This window comes from Curtobacterium sp. MCSS17_011 (assembly GCF_003224275.1).
Classification (GTDB): Bacteria; Actinomycetota; Actinomycetes; order Actinomycetales; family Microbacteriaceae; genus Curtobacterium.
Genome location: NZ_QKLE01000032.1, coordinates 14,635 through 33,427, shown reverse-complemented (window position 1 = coordinate 33,427; position 18,793 = coordinate 14,635). Strand labels below are relative to the sequence as shown.

Below are 18,793 nucleotides of genomic sequence, written 5' to 3'. Positions count from 1 at the left end.
AGATGTGTATAAGAGACAGGGCCCGGACTTGCTGCTCGTCCGGGTGCCCGGACTTGCTGCTCGTCCGGGCGCCCGGACGGGCGAGGGCCCGGACGCCGGTCAGGTGGGTGGGACCGGCGTCCGGGCGCTCAGGGGGCCCTACTTGATGGACGCGACCGCGTCCTTGGCCTTCGACGCGAGGTCGGAGGAGAGGGCGGCCGACTTGGCCTCCTTGGCAGCGGCGTCCTGAGCGGCGCTCGAGACGACGTAGTCGAGGTAGCCCTTCACGAGCTCGGCCTTGTCGGCGTCCTTGTACTCCTGGCACGCGATGGCGTAGGAGACGAGGACCAGCGGCCAGGCACCGTCAGCGGTGTCCTTGCGGTCGATGTCGATCGCGAGGTCGTTGTCCTCACGGCCGGTCGCGATCTCCGAGTCGGCGACGACCTGCGCGGCACCGTCGGCCGAGATCTCGGTCGCCTTGTCGCCGACCATCAGCTTCGCGCGGTCGAGGTCACCGGCACCGGAGTCGTCGATGTAGGTGATGGCGTCGGTGGCGTTGCCCATCGCGGAGGCGACACCCGAGGTGCCCTTCGCGCTGTCACCGACCGAGTACGGGAAGGTCTGGCTGGGCTCTTCGGTCCAGACGTCGCCAGCGTTCGCGGAGACGTACTCCGAGAAGTTCTGCGTGGTGCCCGAGTCGTCGGAGCGGTGCACGACCGTGATGTTCGAGTCCGGCAGCTTCGCGTCCTTGTTCAGGTCGGCGATCTGCGAGTCGTCCCACTTGGTGATCTTGCCCGAGAAGATGCCCGCGATGGTCTTCGCGTCGAGGGTCAGGTCGCTGACGCCGTCGACCTTGTACGCGATGGCGATCGGGGAGATGTAGACGGGGATGTCGATGCCCTTGGTGTCCGCCTTGCAGGACTCGAAGGTGCCCGAGAGCTCCTCGTCCTTCAGCGCGGCGTCGGAGCCGGCGAAGTCGGCGGCACCCGACATGAAGTTCTCGCGACCGGCGCCGGAGCCGTCCGGCGTGTAGTTCACGGTGACGCCCGAGGCCTCGTTCTGGAAACCGGCGGCCCAGGTGGCCTGCGCGGTCTGCTGTGCCGACGAGCCGGAGCCGGTCAGGGTGCCGGAGAGCTTCGAGTAGTCGCTGCCGCTGGTGGAGGAGGACTCGGTGCTGCCCGCGTCCTCGTTCGCCGCGCACGAGGAGAGCACGACTGCGCCGGCGATCGCGATTGCTGCGATCGAACCGATTCGCTTGATGTTCACAGGGGTCCCTTCGGGAATGGAATGCAGTGGGACCACTGCGGTCCCTGGGCCGGTGCCGACCCGGGAGCGACTGTAGGGACGCGAGGTGACCGCAATCACCCCCGCTGGTGAACGGGAGGTGAACGAGGGGTTGTCCACGTCGGGGCGGCGTGCGCCGCACCCCCGCAGGGAGCAGGATCGGGGGCACTGTGCGCTCGTTCGGAAGATGCGCACGCATGATCGCGGACGAGCGGTCGGGAGGCCCGGATCGCGTTTCCGGGCGCGGCGCGGCCCCGTCGTGTGGTCGGGTGCCGGGCGCATCCGCTGCGGTCCGGCGGCGCTGCGGTGCGGCGACGCTGCGGCGCTGCGATCCGCCGGCGCTGCGGTCCGCCGGTGGCGGGCTACGCCGAGATCGTGTTGCGGTGCGTCTCGACCGCGACGAGCGTGTCCCCGGCGATGTGCATGACGGAGAAGTCCCCGACCGAAAGCATCGCGGCGCGGCGCAGGTCGAACCGGCCGGACTCGTCGGCGGTCGCGGTGGCGATTCGGGCGATGATGTCGGGCAGCACCGGGCCGTGCGAGCACAACACGGCGGTCTTGCCCTTGTCGAGCCGGCGCCGGACGACGCCCTTGACGTCGGCGGCTCCGCGGTCGTGGGCGTCCTGGCTGAGGTCCGGAGTGCTCGAGACGCCGAGCTTCGTCGCGGCGGACAGCGGTTCGACGGTCGCGAGGCACCGCGCCGCCGTGCTGCTCACGATCTTCTTCGGGCCGAACGCCGCGACCGGTGCCGCGGCGGCCTTGGCCTGCGAGCGGCCCACGGGCAGCAGCGGACGGGTGGCATCGGGGCCGTCCCAGTCCGAGCCGGGCACGGTCTTCGCGTGGCGCAGGGTGATCAGGGCGAACGTGCGGTGCTGTCCGGCGGCGGCGCGTTCGGCGAACCGGTCGAGGATCGCGACGTCACGCTCGTACGTCAGGCGGTTGCGGGCGTCGTCGATGGTGACCCACTCGAGCGCCGCGACCTCGTGGTTCGGCACGAAGGCGCCCGCGCGGGCGTACTCCTTGGCCGAGACCCGGGCCGCCCAGTAGTGCACGACCTTGTCGCGGCCGTTCGGCAGCACGTACTCGGCGGTGCCGAGCGGTGCGCCGAGGTGGACGCGGTACCCGGTCTCCTCGTCGATCTCGCGCACGGCCGTCGTCGGGACGGCCTCGCCCGGGTCCACCTTGCCCTTGGGCAGCGAGACGTCCTTGTGGTGGTCGCGGTGGATGAGCAGCACGAGCGGCGTGCCGTCCTGTTCGCGCCAGACGACCGCACCCGCAGCGACGACGGGACCCGAGGGACCGCCGCTCACCGAGTCGAGCGCTTCCGGGCCGAGATCTTCCGCATGGTCACATTCTGCACGTCCTCGAGCGGACGGCCCGCATCATCGGTGGAGTGCCGCGTCCACTCGCCGTCGGACTCCAGGTGCCACGAGCTGGCGGTGTCGGCCATCGCCAGGTCGAACATCTCCTGGACCTCGTTGATGTGGTCCGGGGCGGTCAGCCGCACGAGCGCCTCGACGCGACGGTCGAGGTTGCGGTGCATCATGTCTGCGCTGCCGATGAACACCGCCGGGTCGCCGTCGTTGTGGAACGCGAACGCGCGGGAGTGCTCGAGGTAGCGGCCGACGATGCTCCGCACGCGGATGGTGTCGCTGACGCCTTCCATGCCCGGCTTGAGCGAGCAGATGCCGCGCACCCAGACGTCGACCGGCACACCGGCCTGGCTCGCCAGGTACAGCGCGTCGATGATCTGCTCGTCGACCATCGAGTTGACCTTGATCCGGATGCCCGAGCGCTTGCCGGCACGGGCGTTCGCGGCCTCGGTCTGGATGCGCTTGAGCAGGCCCTTCCGCAGGTGCAGCGGTGCAACGAGCAGGCGCTTGAACTTCTTCTCGATGGCGTAGCCGGACAGCTCGTTGAACAGGCGGGTCAGGTCCTTGCCCACCGTGTCGTCCGAGGTGAAGAGCCCCATGTCCTCGTAGATGCGCGAGGTCTTCGGGTTGTAGTTGCCCGTGCCGATGTGGCTGTAGTGCTTGAGCGTCCCGCCCTCTTGCCGGATGACGAGCACCAGCTTCGAGTGCGTCTTGAGCCCCACCAGGCCGTAGACGACGTGGACGCCGGCCTTCTCGAGCTTCCGGGCCCAGGTGATGTTGTTCTGCTCGTCGAAGCGGGCCTTGATCTCGACCAGGGCGAGGACCTGCTTGCCGGCGGCCGCGGCGTCGATGAGCGCTTCGACGATGGGGCTGTCGCCGGAGGTGCGGTACAGGGTCTGCTTGATCGCGAGGACGTTCGGGTCGGCTGCGGCCTGCTCGAGGAACGCCTGCACGCTCGTGGCGAAGGACTCGTAGGGGTGGTGGACCAGGACGTCGTTCGCCTTGATCGCGCGGAACAGGTCGGGCTTCGTGTTCGGCTCACCCGGCTGGAACTGCACCGGCGTGGTCGGCACGTGCTTGGGGTAGTGCAGGTCCGGACGGTTGATCTTCGAGATCTCGAACAGTCCGCCGAGGTCGAGCGGCGACGGCAACCGGAAGACCTCTTCCTCGGTGATGTCGAGCTCACGCACGAGCAGGTCGAGGGTCACCGGGTCCATGTCCTCGGTGATCTCGAGACGGATCGGCGGACCGAACCGGCGGCGCAGGAGCTCGCGCTCGAGGGCCTGGATGAGGTTCTCGGCCTCGTCCTCCTCGATCTCGACGTCCTCGTTGCGGGTGACCCGGAACACGTGGTGCTCAAGGACCTCCATCCCCGGGAACAGGTCGTCGAGGTGGTTCGCGATGAGGTCTTCGAGCGGGATGAAGCGCATCCGGCCGGAGTTGTCGTCGGGGAGCTTGATGAAGCGGGAGAAGTTCTGCGGCACCTTGAGGCGCGCGAACTCCTGGCGCTGCGACTTCGGGTTGCGGACCCGAACCGCCAGGTTGAGCGAGAGCCCGGAGATGTAGGGGAACGGATGCGCCGGGTCGACGGCCAGGGGCATGAGCACCGGGAAGATCTGCTCGTTGAAGTACTCCCGCATCCGCTGCCGGTCGGCTTCGTCCAGGTCGGACCAGTGCTCGATGTGGATGCCCGCGGCGTCGAGGTCGGGCTTGAGCGACCCGATGAAGGCCTGGGCGTGCCGGTCCTGCAGCTCGTGCGCCTTCTTCGCGATGTCGCGCAGGACGTCGCTGGGGGCACGACCGACGTTGGTCGGGACGGCGATGCCGGTGTCGATGCGGCGCTTCAGGCCGGCGACCCGGACCATGAAGAACTCGTCGAGGTTGGATGCGAAGATCGCCAGGAAGTTCGCCCGCTCCAGCAGGGGCTGCGTGCGGTCTTCACCGAGCTCGAGCACGCGCTGGTTGAACCGGAGCCAGCTGAGCTCGCGGTCGAAGTAGCGGTCCGTGGGCAGCGACTCGTGCTCGATCTCGACGACCTCGTCGAAGTCGTCGAGGTCGGGTGCGACGGATTCGCCGTCGAGCTGCGGTTCGGTGTCCATCCCCACATCCTGCCACCCGGCTCCTGCGGTCGGAGGGGCATCGGTGGACGCTGTGGAAACCGGTGGTGAACCGTTCGTGTGTGGAGGGAGCGCTACGCCGCGTCGTCCGACGCCGCGTACTGCACGTCGATCGCGTGCTGCACGAACCCCGAGCGCCGGTACAGCGCCAGCGCCGGCTCGTTGTCCCCCTCGACGTACAGTGCGGCGGCGGTCAGGCCGCGGCCGCGCAGCCGAGCGGTGCCCGCACGCATCAGCACCCCACCGAGCCGCTGCCCCTGCAGGTCGGGCCGGACGGCGACCGCGTAGAACTCGCCGATGCCGTCCTCGACCTTGAGCCAGCACGAGCCCGCGAGCTGCCCGGAGGCGTCGCGGAGCAACAGCAGGTCGTCGCCGGAGAACCAGTCGTCGGCCTCGCGGGCGCGCAGGTCGTCGAGCGTCATCCGCCCCTGCTCGGGGTGGTGCGCGAAGGCGGCGGCGTTCAGCGCGAGCCAGTCGGTCTCGTCGTCGGTGCCGGGGCGGAACGCCGACAGGGAGTAGCCGTCGGGCAGCTCGACGTCGGCGGCGACGTCGACATCGGAGTCGCCGACGGGCGCGCGGAGCTGCAGCAGCGTGCGGACCGCACGCCAGCCGAACCGCTCCGCCAGCGCACGCGCTGCCGGGTGGTCCCCGTGCGCCCACGCGAGCCGGGGAGCGGCTCCGCCGCCCAGCGCGAGCGCCTGCGTCACCAGGGCCGTGCCGATGCCCCGGCCACGGGCCTCCTGGGCGACGACGAGTTCCAGCTCGCCGTCACGGACCACCGCGACCCCGTGGTCGACGGTCAGGACGGTCGCGCGCCCCGCGCGGACGTCCACCAGGGTCTGGTCGGAGAACGGGGGAGCCTCGCCGGGGGCGACGAAGCTGCCGAGGTCGGGCAGCACTACTGCCCCATCAGGCGCTCGGCCTCGTCGTCGTAGACGTTGAAGCGGTACCCGACGTTGCGGACGGTGCCGATGAGCGACTCGAGGTCGCCGAGCTTGGCCCGCAGCCGTCGGACGTGCACGTCGACCGTGCGGGTACCACCGAAGTAGTCGTAGCCCCAGACCTCGCTGAGCAGCTGCTCGCGGGTGAAGACGCGTGACGGGTGGGTGGCGAAGAAGCGCAGGAGCTCGAACTCCTTGAACGTCAGGTCGAGCGGCCGGCCACGCACCTTGGCGGAGTAGCTGGCCTCGTCGATGACGACGCCCGACGCCTGGATCTTCGAGCTCGTCTGGCCCTTCGCCGCACGACCGGCCGACAGCCGGATCCGGGCGTCGATCTCGGCCGGGCCGGCGCTCTCGAGCACGACGTCGTCGACGTTCCAGTCGCTGTTCACCGCGGTCAGCCCGCCCTCGGTGACGACGAGCACGATCGGCGTGGTCGACCCCGACGAGGCGAGGATCTTGCACAGGGCCTTCGCGCTGACCAGGTCGGTGCGGGCGTCCACGAACATCAGGTCGCTCTGCGGGGCGTTGACCAGCTGTGCGGCCTCGGCCGGCACGTGGCGGATCCGGTGGCTCAGGAGGCCCAGGCTCGGCAGGACGTCTCCGGGCGCGGTCGAGGTGAGTACCAGGAGCTGTGCCACAGGACCTCCGGAGGTGGATGACGTCGTGGAGACATCCTAGTGATGCTCGGGAAGGACTCATCCGGCCGGACGGATTGCGCGTCGTCCCGCACCGCACGGTGCGAGCACCGCACCGCACGGTGCGTGCGTTCCGCACGTCCCTGCCATGATGGAGCGCGTGACCGAGCCCGTGCACCCCACCGACCAGCGTCGCCTGCGGCTGACGTCCGTCCTGCCGGTCTGGGTGCTGGCGGTCGTCGGGGCCGTGCTCGTGCTGACCCTGGCCGAGCGCGACGCCTTCGCCTGGCTGCTGCTCGTCTTCGTCGCCTGCGTGATGGTCAGCTTCGTGCTGCAGCTCATCACCGCCACGAAGGACGGTCTGGTCGAACGGATCAGCATCGCGTCGTCCGGGGCGTTCGTCGTGGTCCTCGTCACCGCGGTGGTGCTCCTGGCGCGTTGAGCCGAGCCGCGTAGACTCCGAGCATGGATTCGCTGCTTGCGCTCGAGCTCTTCTACGTCGGCCTGCTCGGCCTGGCGTCGCTCGCGATCGCGTTCATCTCGGTGGTCGTCGTCGTGAAGCTGTTCAAGGGCCAGCGTTGATCGAGCTGCCCGAGGGCCTCGCCCCCGAACTGGTCCCGCTGTCGTGGCTGGTCGGCGTGTGGGAGGGCACCGGCGTGGTCGAGTACCCGGTCGGTGACGACGACGAGGTCCGGAACTACGAGTTCGGCCAGCGCGTCAGCTTCAGCCACGACGGCCTGCCGTACCTGAACTACTCGTCGACCACCTGGCTGCTCGACGACGACCACACCCCGCTCGCCGCCGAGATGGGCTACTGGCGGATCGACCGTCCCACCGAGCCCGGCGACCGCGGTCCCGCGATGCTCCTGGGCGACGGGCCCACGCCCTTCAGCACGGTCGAGAGTGTCGAGGCGCTCCGCAACACCACGGACGGCTTCGACGTCGAGGCCGCGATCATCCACCCGACGGGCGTCAACGAGCTCTACGTCGGCCGCGTCCTCAAGGGTCGGATCGACCTGTCGACCGACGCCGTGCTGCGCTCGCCGAACGCGAAGGACTACTCCGCCGCGACCCGTCTGTACGGACTGGTCGAGGGCAAGCTCTTCTGGGCGTGGGACATCGCCGCGCTCGGTCGCGAACTCACCTCGCACGCCTCGGGGCAGCTCGCGAAGGTCGACTGATGTCGGTGTTCGCCGCGCGTGACGGTTTCGTCGCGGCCGACAGCGTCGCGGCCGACGGCGTCGCCGCGCACTTCGGCAACCCGATCGGGGAGCAGCGCCTGCTGTCCCGCGGTCGCGCCGTCGTCGAGCTCGGTCTGGGCGTCGTCACGGTCTCCGGGCCGGACCGGCTGTCGTGGCTCAACTCGATCACCTCGCAGCAGCTCACCGGCCTGCCGACCGGCGTCAGCACCGAGACCCTCGTGCTCGACCAGGCCGGCCGCGTCGAGCACGCGGCCCGCGTCGTCGACGACGGTGCGACGGTCTGGCTGCTCACGGAGCGCGCTGACGCGGCACCGCTCGCGGGCTGGCTCGACTCGATGCGCTTCATGCTCCGGGTCGAGGTCGCCGACCGTTCGGCCGACTTCGTGTCCCTCGGCTGGCTCGGCGAGGCCGCACCGTTCGCGTCGGTGGAACTGCCGGAACCACCCGTCGCCGAGTGGGTCGACCCGTGGGGCGTCGTCACGCCCGGCGGGTGGGGCTACGCCGACCCGGAGGCGCACCCCGGCTCCGACTGGACGTTGCGGATCGCCGTGGTCACCCCCGGCACCGCGGCCGCGATCGCCGCGTCGGACGTGCCCGTCGCGGGCCTGCTCGCGTACGAGGCCCTGCGGATCGCCGCGTGGCGCCCGACCCTGTCCGACGTCGACGAGCGGACGATCCCGCACGAGCTCGACTGGCTCCGTTCCGCCGTGCACCTGTCGAAGGGCTGCTACCGCGGGCAGGAGACCGTCGCCAAGGTCCACAACCTCGGGCACCCGCCGCGCCGGGCCGTGCTGCTGCACCTCGACGGGTCGGACGGCGTGCTGCCGGCACCCGGCACCCCGGTGTTGCTCGACGACAAGCAGGTCGGTCGGCTCTCTGCTTCGGCGATCCACCACGAGCTCGGTCCGATCGGGCTCGCCGTGGTCAAGCGCTCCCTCGACCCCACCGCGACGCTGCGGCTCGAGGCCGACGACGTCGTGGTGACCGCGGCGCAGGAGACCATCGTCCCGCCCGAGGCCGGTGCGACGGCGAACGTCCCGCGCCTGCCCCGTCTCGGGGCCGTCAAGCGCTCCTAGCTCCCCGTTGACGGTCGCAAGACACCGGTGTTCGCCGGTCGCACCGCGGTTTGCGGGTGTTCGGAGCGTGAACACCGGTGTTTCTGCGTCGCAGGGTCAGGCGGGCTCGACGGCCGACCACGGGACGCTGAGCTCGCCGAGCCGCCAGCGCGTCACCCCGTGCAGCACCGGCCAGCCGCGGTCACGCATCCCGCGCACCGTGGCGATCCACCGTTGCCGGGGTCCGTAGGTGCCGAGTGGCGCGGCGACCGCCCACGACAGGTCGAGGTCGCGCAGGAACGCGTGCACCCGCTCGCCGGGCACGTTCCGGTGGATCAGGGCCTTCGGCAGCCGTTCCGCGACGATGCTCGGCACGTCGAGGTCAGCGAGCCGGAGCGACACCGTGAAGGTCTGCGGAGCGACGTCGTCCAGCGTCACCCACGAGGCCACCCGGCCGACCTCGTTGCAGGTCCCCTCGACGAGTGCACCACCGGGCTGCAGCCGGTCCTGCATGATGCGCCACGAGCCCACCACCGCGGACTCGTCGTACTGCCGCAGCACGTTGAACGCCCGGATGACGGCGGGCCGGCGCTGCCCGGGCGTCGGCGTCTCGAAGCCCCCCAGGCGGAAGGTCACACCGTCGCGCGTCCCGGCGTTCGCGAGCGCGACCCGCGAGGGCTCGATCTCGATGCCGGTCACCTCGACGTCCGGACGGACCGCGGCCAGCCGGTCGCGCAGTTCGAGGGTGGTGGTCGGTGAGGCGCCGTAACCGACGTCGGCGACGAGCGGGTCGTCCGTCCGGCGCAGGACCGGCAGGGTCGCGATCCACCGGTCGACGCGGCGGAGCCGGTTGTACCCGGTCGTCCCGCGCGTGACGTTCCCGATGGGCATGCGTCAAGGGTACGGGGCCGGTACCGCTCGGTAGACTCGCAGGCATGACCTCCACGCTCGTCCTGCTCCGTCACGGCAACAGTGACTGGAACCAGAAGAACCTGTTCACCGGTTGGGTCGACGTCCGGCTCAGCGAGCTGGGCGAGAAGGAGGCGAAGCGCGCCGGCGACCTCATCGCCGAGTCCGGCATCGTCCCCGACGTCCTGTACACCTCGCTCCTGACCCGTGCGATCCAGACGGCGGACATCGCGCTGCTGCAGGCCGACCTGGCCTGGCTGCCGGTGAAGCGCGACTGGCGCCTCAACGAGCGCCACTACGGCGACCTGCAGGGCAAGGACAAGGCCCAGACCCTGGCCGAGTACGGCGAGCAGCAGTTCATGGAATGGCGCCGCTCCTTCGACGTCCCGCCGCCCCCCATCGCCGACGACGCCGAGTGGTCGCAGTTCGGTGACCGCCGGTACGCCGAGCTCGGCGACCAGCTGCCCCGCACCGAGTCGCTCAAGCTCGTGATCGACCGCCTGCTGCCGTACTGGGAGTCCGACATCACGAAGGACCTCGCCGCCGGCAAGACCGTGCTGGTGACGGCCCACGGCAACTCGCTGCGTGCGCTCGTGAAGCACCTCGACGGCATCTCCGACGACGACATCGCCGGCCTGAACATCCCGACGGGCATCCCGCTGGTGTACGAGCTCGACGACGACTTCACGCCGACGAAGCCCGCCTACTACCTGGACCCCGAAGCCGCCGCCGCCGGCGCCGCCGCCGTGGCCGCCCAGGGTGCCAAGAAGTAGCACCCACGCGAACGACGAAGGCCGCATTCCCGACGGGGCTGCGGCCTTCGCTGTGTCCGGGCAGGCGACGCCGGACCACGCGGAGTGTGACGGTCAGACGAAGTGCGACGCGATCTCCTGCACCAGGGCCCCGACGTCGTAGGGCTTCGTCGTGTCGACCCGGATCACCGAGACGCCGGGCAGCCCGACGGGCCGGGCGTCGTCTCCGTGCTCGTCCCAGAAGGCCAGCACGTCGGCCAGGTCTCCGTGCACCTCGTGCCGCACCGGTACGGTGCCCGGGTCGTACCGGTCGCGCAGCCGCTGCTCGGCCGTGGCACGGTCCGTGTCGCACCACACCTCGACGGCGCGAGGCGACCCGGCGGACGCGAGTCCTGCCTCCAGGCGGTCCCGGTCGTGCGACGGCAGCCAGACGGCGTCGAGGACGACCCCCGCCTCGACGGCCCGCGCCATGGACCACATCGTGTCCATCGCGATGCCGCCGAGCGGACGCGAGGCGATCATCGGGCCGACGACGTCGGCGAGGGGCTCCTTGATGCGGTCCTTCGACAGGAACGGGCAACCGAGCACTTCGGCGAGTGCCGTGCCGATGCTGCTCTTGCCGGAACCGGGCATGCCGTTGACGATGATCGCGACCTGGGCCATGCCACGATCCTCGCAGACCGATCGGGTCGGGTCAGACCGCCGCGGTCGACGTGGACGCGCCGGTCCAGTCGCCGGTCGCCAGGTACTCGACCTTCTTCGCGATCGAGACCGCGTGGTCGGCGAAGCGCTCGTGGTAGCGCGAGGCCAGGGTGGCGTCGACGGTGTCGATCGGTCCGCCCTTCCAGGCCTCGCCGAGCACGAAGTCGAACACGCTGGCGTGCAGCTCGTCGACGGCGTCGTCCTCGTCGCGGATCTCGGCCGACAGTGCGATGTCCTCGGTGGCGAGCAGCCGCGTGAGCTTCTGCGCCATCGCGACGTCGTGCCGGCCCATCTCCTTGAACGTGCTGCGCAGGCCCTTCGGCACGACCTTCTCGGGGAAGCGCTGGCGGGCGAGCTGCGCGATGTGCTCGGCCATGTCGCCCATGCGCTCGAGCGAGGAGCTGACGCGCAGGGCGGTCACGACGACGCGCAGGTCGCGGGCCACCGGTGCCTGGCGGGCGAGGATGTCGATCGCGATCTCGTCGAGGCTGTTCGCGGCGAGGTCGATCTTCTCGTCGTCGGCGATCACCTCTTCGGCGAGGGCGACGTCGGAGTCGCTGAAGGCCTGGGTGGCTCGGGTGATGGCGGACTCGACGAGCCCGGCGATCTCGGTCAGTCGCTCCTGGACGTCCTGGAGTTCCTGCTGGAAGACTTCGCGCATGGGGGAGTACCTCTCTCTGCGTACCGGACGAGTGTCGTCAGCCCAGGTGAACGAACGGTGACGCGGGGCTGAACGCTTCGCGTTCTGTCCTTCCACAGACGGTGAACGGTACCGGAACCCCGCGTGACCATCCCTACACTGGCGGCATGGACAACGCGTGGCTCGTGCCACTGTCGATGCTCCTCGGCGGGGTCTTCGGCGCGGGCGTCGTGGTGCTGATCATCACCGCCGAGCGGACGGCACGTGCTGCCGACGTGGCGGAGCGGACCCTGCCGGACGGCGTCGCAGCGGTCATCGCGACGATGCACAACCCGGCGGTCGTCATCGACCCGTCGAACACGGTCGTCGCGGCATCCCCCCAGGCGCTCACCGCGGGACTCGTCGTGCGCCGGCGGCTGGTGCACCACGAACTGCTCGACCTGATCGACCGGGTGCGCAAGAGCGGGGAGATGGGGTCGGAGGACCTCGAGCTCCCGCGCGGCCGTCACGGGGAGCTCATCGGCTACCTCAGCTTCCGCGCCGCCCAGCTCGGCAACCGGTACGTCCTGCTCACGGCGGACGACCTGACCGAGAGCCGGCGCATCGACGAAGTCCGCCGCGACTTCGTCGCCAACATCTCGCACGAGCTGAAGACCCCGATCGGCGCCATCGGCCTGCTGTCCGAGACCCTCGTCCTCGCCGCCGACGACCCCGCGCACGTCAAGAAGTTCGCCGCGCAGCTCATCACCGAGTCCGAGCGGCTCGGGGCGCTGACGAAGGACATCATCGAGCTGTCCCGGCTGCAGTCCGTCGACGCGCTCGAGAACAGCGAGGAGACGGGCATCGACAAGATCGTGCAGGCCGCGATCGACGCGAACGAGGTCGTCGCCCGCGCACGCTCGATCGAGATCATCCGCGCCAAGAAGTCGAAGCTGCGGGTGATGGGCGACCCGGGCCTGCTGCAGGTCGCGGTGTCGAACCTCATCGCCAACGCGGTGAAGTACTCCCCGGACAACACCCGTGTCGGCGTGGGCGTCCGGTCGGCGAAGGGCTTCGTCGAGATCGCGATCACCGACCAGGGTGTCGGCATCCCCGAGGCCGACCTCGACCGCGTCTTCGAACGGTTCTACCGTGTCGATCCCGCACGGTCGCGAGCAACGGGGGGCACCGGTCTCGGGCTCGCGATCGTCAAGCACGTCGTCGGCAACCACGGCGGTGACGTGCGCGTCTGGTCGCAGCCCGGCAAGGGCTCGACCTTCACCATCCGCCTGCCCGAGGCGGATCCCGAACTGACCACAGCACTCGAAGAGCAACTGGAAGAGCAGCCATCGTGACCAAGATCCTCATCGTCGACGACGAGCCGGCCCTGAGCGAGCCCCTGGAGTTCCTGCTGCAGCGTGAGGGGTACGAGACCTCCGTCGCTGCCGACGGCGTGACCGCGCTGTCGAAGTTCGACGCGGAGAACCCCGACCTGGTGCTCCTCGACCTCATGCTGCCGGGCCTGAGCGGCACCGAGGTGTGCCGGCAGGTCCGGACCCGCTCGAACGCGCCGATCATCATGCTGACCGCGAAGGACTCGGAGGTGGACATCGTCGTCGGGCTCGAGCTCGGCGCCGACGACTACGTGACGAAGCCGTACTCGACCCGCGAGCTCCTGGCCCGGATCCGCGCCGTGCTCCGTCGCCGGACCGAGGACGACCCGGCGGACAGCGGCATCCTGCAGGTCGGCGGCATCCGGATGGACGTCGAGCGGCACACGGTGTCGGTCGACGGGTCCGAGACCCCGATGCCGCTCAAGGAGTTCGAGCTCCTCGAGCTGCTGCTCCGGAATGCCGGCCGAGTGCTGACCCGCGGGCAGCTCATCGACCGGGTGTGGGGCTCCGACTACTTCGGCGACACCAAGACCCTCGACGTGCACATCAAGCGCATCCGCTCGAAGATCGAGCGGGTGCCGTCGACCCCGGAGATCCTGGTGACGGTCCGCGGTCTCGGGTACCGCATCGAGGCCTGAGACCCACGCACAGGAGGCCCGGTGCGAGTCCGTGGGACTCGCACCGGGCCTCCTGTGCGGACGATCCGGGCGCGGTGTCAGCCGCGCCCGTCGGCGTCAGTTGGTGCCGTTGTCGCCCTCGGACGAATCCGTCTGCGAGTCGGTCGGCTGCGTGCCGGGGACGGCCTCGCCGGTCGACTGTGCGCCGCTCTCGGACGGGGACGTCGAGGTGGGCGTCGGGGTCGGGCTCGGCGCGAGGGTCTGGTACTCCTCCTGCGAGCTCGTCAGCACCGGCACGTTCGCCGAGACACCCTCGGCGTCGGGGTAGCTGAAGTAGACCTTGACGAGCGAACCGGGCTTCGCGTCCGCGTTGTCGAACACGATCGGCTCGGCGTCACCGGCGGTGGTGCCCTGCGTGGTGTCGCCCTCTTGCACGCTCGACTCGTCGTCGCTGCCCGCACCCGCGGCCATGGCGAGGTCGACGTGGGTGTTCGCCGGCACGTCGACGGTCTGGGTGTCCCCGCCGATCTCGATCGAGACGGTGTAGTCGTCCTGGTCGTCGTTGTTCACGAGCGTGCCGATGAAGCGGGCGCTCTCGCCGTCGTCCGAGATCAGGAGGGCGTTCCGCACGTCGACCTTGCCGGTCGAGACGTCCACGCCGTCGGTGATCTGCTTGATGTCGACGGTGTGGGCCGGCGACATGAACTCGCACCCGGTGGCGCCGAGCGCGATGGTTGCCGCAACGGCGACGGACACGAGTACCCGAGGTCGCAAGAGATTCCTCCGTAAGTCACGATGAGGACCGGGCGGTCCCCGCAGCCATCTTAGCGATCAGCGGGAGGGGAGAGCGTTGAGGGTCCCCTTACCGGAACGGCCCTTGTGGTAAACTGGATGTCTGGGAACGGAGCCTGATACATGCAATTCGAGGTCGGCGAGACCGTCGTCTACCCCCATCACGGGGCGGCAACCATCTCTGAAGTCAAGACTCGCGTCATCAAGGGCGAGGAAAAGGTCTACCTGAAACTGCGGGTGACGCAGGGTGACCTGACGATCGAGGTCCCGGCGGACAACGTCGACCTGGTCGGCGTCCGCGACGTGATCGGCAAGGAAGGACTCGACAAGGTGTTCGAGGTCCTCCGGGCGCCGTTCACGGAAGAGCCCACCAACTGGTCGCGCCGGTACAAGGCGAACCTCGAGAAGCTCGCTTCCGGTGACGTCATCAAGGTGTCCGAGGTCGTCCGCGACCTCTGGCGGCGCGATCAGGACCGGGGCCTGTCCGCGGGCGAGAAGCGGATGCTGGCCAAGGCCCGGCAGATCCTGATCTCCGAGCTCGCGCTGGCCGAGAAGACCGACGAGGACAAGGCATCGACCGTCCTCGACGAGGTCCTCGCTTCCTGAGCGTGCCGGACCGCTGAGCACGACAGCACGAACGACGACCGCACGGTTCCCCGAAGGGGTGGACCGGGCGGTCGTCGTCGTTGCAGCGGGGTCCGGCACCCGGCTCGGCATCGGGACCGCGAAGGCGTTCGTGCCCGTCGCCGGGGCGCTGATGCTCGCGCGGGCGCTCGAGCCGCTCTTCGCGCTGCCGTCGCCGACGCTCGTCGTCGTGGTGGCGCCGGCGTCGCACCTGGACGAGTGCCGGCAGGTCGTCGTCTCCGCCGCGGGTGCCGCGGTCGCGTACACGGCGGTCGTTCCCGGAGGCGCGGATCGCCACGGTTCGGTCGAGGCCGGCCTGGCCGTCCTGCCGGACTCCGTCACCACGGTGCTCGTGCACGACGCGGCGCGGTGCCTCACGCCCGCGGCACAGTTCTCGCGGGTGTTCGACGCCGTCGCCACCGGGGACGGTGCGGGCTTCGTGCCGGCGCTCCCCGTCACGGACACCGTGAAGCGCGTCGACGGTGACGTCGTCGTCGAGACGGTCGACCGCGCCGCGCTCGTCGGGGTGCAGACGCCACAGGGTTTCCCGCTCGCGCCACTGCGGAGGGCGTACGCGGTGTCGTCGCAGTCCGAGACGGACGACGCGGGGGTGTTCCAGGCAGTCGGGGGCACGGTCCGGTTCGTGCCGGGCGACGCCGACGCCTTCAAGATCACGACGCCGTGGGACCTCGGCCGGGCCGAGTCGATCGTGCGGGCGCGGACCGAGGCGGCGGGTGGTGCCGGAGCCGGTGTGCAGGCAGCGAACGCTGTCGTCGCCGTCCGACTCGGGCTCGGGGTCGACGTGCACGCCTTCGACGACGCCTCGCCCTGCCGCGTCGGGCTGCTCGACTTCCCCGGCGAACCCGGTCTCTCCGGGCACAGCGACGGTGACGCGGTGGCGCACGCGGTGTGCGACGCCCTGCTCTCCGCCGGGGGCCTCGGCGACATCGGCGGACGCTTCGGCACCGCTGATCCGCAGTACGCCGGTGCCACGGGTGACGTCTTCGTCCGGGGTGCGGTCGCCCTGCTCGCCGACGCCGGGCTCGTGCCGGTGTCCGTCACCGTGCAGGTCATCGGCAACCGGCCGCGCATCGGCCGTCGCCGCGACGAGATGCAGGACGCCCTGTCTGCGGTCGTCGGTGCGCCCGTCGCCGTGTCCGGCACGACGACCGACGGGCTCGGGTTCACCGGCCGTGGCGAGGGGCTCGCGGCGATCGCCACGGCACTCGTGCGTCCCTCCTGAAACCGCGACCCCGCGCCGATTAGGGTTGACGCGTGACCGTTCGCCTCTACGACTCCCGCGCCGCAGCCGTCGTCGACCTCGTACCCCTGGTCGACGGACACGTGAGCGTCTACGTCTGTGGTCCGACGGTGCAGTCGTCGCCGCACATCGGGCACCTGCGGTCCGCGCTCGTCTACGACATCTGGCGTCGGTGGCTCACCCACCGCGGGTACCGGGTGACCCTGGTGCGCAACGTCACCGACATCGACGACAAGGTCCTCGACCTGGCAGCCGGCACGGACGAGGAGTGGTTCGCCCGCGCCTACCGGGTCGAGCTCGAGTTCACGGCTGCGTACAACGCCCTCGGCATCCTGCCCCCGACCTACGAGCCGCGGGCCACGGCGAGCGTGCCGCAGATGCACGAGATCATCCAGCGCCTCATCGACCGCGGGCACGCCTACGCCGCCGACGACGGCTCGGGTGACGTCTACTTCGACACCGGCAGCTGGGCCGAGTACGGGGTGCTCACCCGGCAGCGGCGCGAGGACATGGTCGAGGCCGCCGACGCCGATCCGCGTGGCAAGCGCGACGCCCGTGACTTCGCGCTCTGGAAGGGTGCGAAGCCCGGCGAGCCGTCGACGGCCAACTGGGACTCTCCGTGGGGTACCGGCCGGCCGGGCTGGCACATCGAGTGCTCGGCGATGTCCCGGCGGTACCTCGGCCCCGCGTTCGACATCCACGGCGGCGGGCTCGACCTGCGCTTCCCGCACCACGAGAACGAGCTGGCGCAGTCCACGGCCGCCGGGGACCCGTTCGCGTCCTACTGGCTGCACAACGGCCTGGTGACGGTCGAGGGCCAGAAGATGTCGAAGTCGCTCGGCAACTCGATCTTCGCGGCGGACTTCCTCGGGTCCGCTCGTCCCGCCGTCGTGCGCTACTTCCTCGGTGCCGCCCACTACCGCTCGTCGATCGACCACCACGAGGGCTCCCTGGCCGAGGCCGAGGCGGCGTACGACCGCATCGCCGGGTTCCTCGAGCGTGCCGAGACCGGGCTCGAGGGTGTCCACCTCGCCGACGCCCCGGCCGTGCCCGAGGCCTTCGCCGCGGCGATGGACGACGATCTCTCCGTGCCCCAGGCCCTGGCCGTGCTGCACGAGACCGTGCGCACCGGCAACGCCGCCCTGAACGCCGACGATGCGGAAACGCTCGGGACCGCGTACCATCAGGTGGCTGCGATGGTGGAGGTGCTCGGCATCGACCCGCGAGCCGCCCACTGGTCGGGCGGCGGCCACGACACCTCGGCAGGCCCGCTCGCCGCCCTCGTCGAACGCCTCGTGCAGGAGCGCGCGGACGCCAGGGCAGCACGGGACTTCACCGCGGCCGACCGCGTGCGCGACGACCTCGCCGCCGCGGGCATCACGATCGAGGACACGCCGTCCGGAACACGCTGGAGCATCGCCTGAACACGGCAGTGCCGAACAGGAGCTACGCATGAAGAACGTCTCGGGAAGCAAGAAGGGTCGGCCCGGCGCCGTCCGCACCGGTCGCAAGGGCAACAAGCAGGTCGGTTCCGGCGGACAGGGTGCCCAGGCGCTCGAGGGCCGCAAGCCGACGCCGAAGGCCGAGGACCGCCCGTACCACCCCGCCGGCAAGCGCAAGGCCGCGAAGGACCGCTTCGAGGCGGCCAAGGGCCGTCACGGTTCCTCGAGCACCCCGCAGGGTCGCACGGGCCGTCCGCCGGCACGCAAGACCGACGACTCCGAGCTGGTGACCGGGCGCAACTCCGTGCTCGAGGCCCTGCGCACGAAGACCCCGTCGTCGACGCTCTACATCGCGTCGCGCATCGAGGTCGACGACCGCGTGAAGGAGATCCTCGCGCTCGCCAACCACCGTGGCGTGCCGATCATCGAGCTCATGCGTCCCGAGCTCGACCGCATCACCGGACACGACAGCGTGCACCAGGGCGTCGCCCTCAAGGTGCCGGCGTACCAGTACGCCGTGTCCGAGGACATCGTCGAGCAGGCGTTCTCGCGCGACCAGGTCCCGCTGCTCGTCGCGCTCGACGGCATCACCGACCCCCGCAACCTCGGTGCGATCATCCGCTCGACCGCGGCCTTCGGCGGCCACGGCGTCATCGTGCCGCAGCGCCGTTCGGTCGGCGTGACGGCGTCGGCGTGGAAGACCTCGGCCGGTGCCGCGGCCCGCACGCCCGTCGCGATGGCCCCGAACCTCACGCAGACCCTGAAGTCGCTCAAGTCGATGGGCCTGTTCGTCCTCGGCCTGGACGGCGACGGTGACGTGGAGCTCGACGGCCTCGAGCTCGCCGACCGTCCGATCGTGATCGTCGTCGGTTCCGAGGGCAAGGGCCTGTCGCGCCTGGTCACCGAGACCTGTGACGCCATCGTGTCGATCCCGATCTCGAGCGCCACCGAGTCGCTGAACGCCGGCATCGCCGCGAGCGTCACGCTGTGGGAGGTCGCTCGGCGCCGTCGTACCGCGTAGCCGCAGCACTTCGTGAGCAGGAATGGTCGCCTCCCCGAGCGGGAGGCGACCATTCCTGCTCACGGTGCCGG

19 protein-coding genes are annotated in these 18,793 nt (G+C 70.4%); 10 read left to right on the top strand and 9 right to left on the bottom strand.

The window, feature by feature from the left end; all coding sequences use genetic code 11:
* Positions 1–138: 138 nt before the first annotated feature.
* The 5 genes from pstS to DEJ17_RS15730 form a co-directional block, all read right to left on the bottom strand.
* Positions 139–1,245: a phosphate ABC transporter substrate-binding protein PstS gene (gene pstS / locus DEJ17_RS15750; protein ID WP_110895123.1), complete on the bottom strand. Its 1,107-nt coding sequence runs from the start codon at positions 1,243–1,245 to the stop codon at positions 139–141.
* Positions 1,246–1,625: 380 nt separating this feature from the next.
* Positions 1,626–2,573 carry an NUDIX domain-containing protein gene (locus DEJ17_RS15745; RefSeq protein WP_110895121.1) on the bottom strand — a complete coding sequence of 316 codons (948 nt, stop codon included), beginning with the start codon at positions 2,571–2,573 and terminating at the stop codon, positions 1,626–1,628.
* Complete coding sequence (locus tag DEJ17_RS15740; RefSeq protein WP_110895119.1) at positions 2,570–4,735, bottom strand: RNA degradosome polyphosphate kinase; 2,166 nt, start codon at positions 4,733–4,735, stop codon at positions 2,570–2,572. The genes DEJ17_RS15745 and DEJ17_RS15740 overlap by 4 nt, the downstream gene beginning before the upstream one ends.
* A gap of 92 nt (positions 4,736–4,827) precedes the next feature.
* Positions 4,828–5,652, bottom strand: a complete 825-nt coding sequence (gene mshD, locus DEJ17_RS15735) for a mycothiol synthase (protein WP_110895117.1) — start codon at positions 5,650–5,652, stop codon at positions 4,828–4,830.
* Positions 5,652–6,335, bottom strand: coding sequence for a response regulator transcription factor (locus tag DEJ17_RS15730; protein WP_017888078.1), 684 nt, complete (start codon positions 6,333–6,335; stop codon positions 5,652–5,654). Before DEJ17_RS15730 ends, mshD begins: the two co-directional genes overlap by 1 nt.
* 157 nt (positions 6,336–6,492) lie before the next feature.
* Between DEJ17_RS15730 and DEJ17_RS15725 the strand changes: the two genes are divergently transcribed.
* The 3 genes from DEJ17_RS15725 to DEJ17_RS15715 all read left to right on the top strand — a co-directional run bounded on the left by DEJ17_RS15725 (position 6,493) and on the right by DEJ17_RS15715 (position 8,610).
* Positions 6,493–6,774 (top strand): hypothetical protein, encoded by a 282-nt coding sequence (locus tag DEJ17_RS15725; protein WP_146238581.1) that lies wholly within the window; start codon positions 6,493–6,495, stop codon positions 6,772–6,774.
* A gap of 136 nt (positions 6,775–6,910) precedes the next feature.
* Positions 6,911–7,513, top strand: a complete 603-nt coding sequence (locus tag DEJ17_RS15720; protein WP_027466617.1) for an FABP family protein — start codon at positions 6,911–6,913, stop codon at positions 7,511–7,513.
* On the top strand, positions 7,513–8,610 hold the full coding sequence (locus DEJ17_RS15715) for a folate-binding protein YgfZ (RefSeq protein WP_110895115.1): 1,098 nt from the start codon (positions 7,513–7,515) through the stop codon (positions 8,608–8,610). Before DEJ17_RS15720 ends, DEJ17_RS15715 begins: the two co-directional genes overlap by 1 nt.
* 96 nt (positions 8,611–8,706) lie before the next feature.
* Here DEJ17_RS15715 and DEJ17_RS15710 read toward each other — a convergent pair whose 3' ends face one another.
* The gene (locus tag DEJ17_RS15710) at positions 8,707–9,480 is read right to left on the bottom strand and encodes a class I SAM-dependent methyltransferase (RefSeq protein WP_110895112.1); all 774 of its coding nucleotides are present in this window, start codon (positions 9,478–9,480) and stop codon (positions 8,707–8,709) included.
* Between the two features lie 44 nt (positions 9,481–9,524).
* On the opposite strand from DEJ17_RS15710, the gene DEJ17_RS15705 reads away from it, so the two are divergent.
* Positions 9,525–10,271 (top strand): phosphoglyceromutase, encoded by a 747-nt coding sequence (locus DEJ17_RS15705; RefSeq protein WP_071244006.1) that lies wholly within the window; start codon positions 9,525–9,527, stop codon positions 10,269–10,271.
* A 93-nt stretch (positions 10,272–10,364) separates the two neighbouring features.
* Here DEJ17_RS15705 and DEJ17_RS15700 read toward each other — a convergent pair whose 3' ends face one another.
* Together DEJ17_RS15700 and phoU are read right to left on the bottom strand one after the other, a co-directional pair.
* Entirely contained in the window at positions 10,365–10,913 is a 549-nt protein-coding gene (locus DEJ17_RS15700) for an AAA family ATPase (RefSeq protein WP_110895109.1), read from the bottom strand.
* A gap of 31 nt (positions 10,914–10,944) precedes the next feature.
* On the bottom strand, positions 10,945–11,613 hold the full coding sequence (gene phoU / locus DEJ17_RS15695) for a phosphate signaling complex protein PhoU (protein WP_027466613.1): 669 nt from the start codon (positions 11,611–11,613) through the stop codon (positions 10,945–10,947).
* Positions 11,614–11,759: 146 nt separating this feature from the next.
* On the opposite strand from phoU, the gene DEJ17_RS15690 reads away from it, so the two are divergent.
* Both DEJ17_RS15690 and DEJ17_RS15685 read left to right on the top strand, forming a co-directional pair.
* The gene (locus tag DEJ17_RS15690; protein ID WP_110895107.1) at positions 11,760–12,926 is read left to right on the top strand and encodes a cell wall metabolism sensor histidine kinase WalK; all 1,167 of its coding nucleotides are present in this window, start codon (positions 11,760–11,762) and stop codon (positions 12,924–12,926) included.
* A complete protein-coding gene (locus DEJ17_RS15685; RefSeq protein ID WP_110895105.1) occupies positions 12,923–13,603 on the top strand; it encodes a response regulator transcription factor in 681 nt (226 codons plus the stop codon). The genes DEJ17_RS15690 and DEJ17_RS15685 overlap by 4 nt, the downstream gene beginning before the upstream one ends.
* A gap of 96 nt (positions 13,604–13,699) precedes the next feature.
* Here the strand turns inward: DEJ17_RS15685 and DEJ17_RS15680 are convergent, their stop codons facing one another.
* Entirely contained in the window at positions 13,700–14,356 is a 657-nt protein-coding gene (locus tag DEJ17_RS15680; RefSeq protein ID WP_155896892.1) for a hypothetical protein, read from the bottom strand.
* Between the two features lie 141 nt (positions 14,357–14,497).
* Here DEJ17_RS15680 and DEJ17_RS15675 point away from each other — a divergent pair, with 141 nt between their 5' ends.
* From DEJ17_RS15675 to rlmB, 4 genes are read left to right on the top strand one after another with little or no spacing between them, the layout of a single operon-like run.
* Positions 14,498–14,980, top strand: coding sequence for a CarD family transcriptional regulator (locus tag DEJ17_RS15675; protein WP_017888066.1), 483 nt, complete (start codon positions 14,498–14,500; stop codon positions 14,978–14,980).
* A gap of 58 nt (positions 14,981–15,038) precedes the next feature.
* Positions 15,039–16,241 (top strand): 2-C-methyl-D-erythritol 4-phosphate cytidylyltransferase, encoded by a 1,203-nt coding sequence (ispD, locus tag DEJ17_RS15670; RefSeq protein ID WP_110895103.1) that lies wholly within the window; start codon positions 15,039–15,041, stop codon positions 16,239–16,241.
* 32 nt (positions 16,242–16,273) lie between these two features.
* Positions 16,274–17,683, top strand: coding sequence for a cysteine--tRNA ligase (gene cysS, locus DEJ17_RS15665; protein WP_110895101.1), 1,410 nt, complete (start codon positions 16,274–16,276; stop codon positions 17,681–17,683).
* Positions 17,684–17,711: 28 nt separating this feature from the next.
* Positions 17,712–18,722 (top strand): 23S rRNA (guanosine(2251)-2'-O)-methyltransferase RlmB, encoded by a 1,011-nt coding sequence (gene rlmB, locus DEJ17_RS15660; protein ID WP_027466607.1) that lies wholly within the window; start codon positions 17,712–17,714, stop codon positions 18,720–18,722.
* The last annotated feature ends 71 nt before the right edge of the window (positions 18,723–18,793 follow it).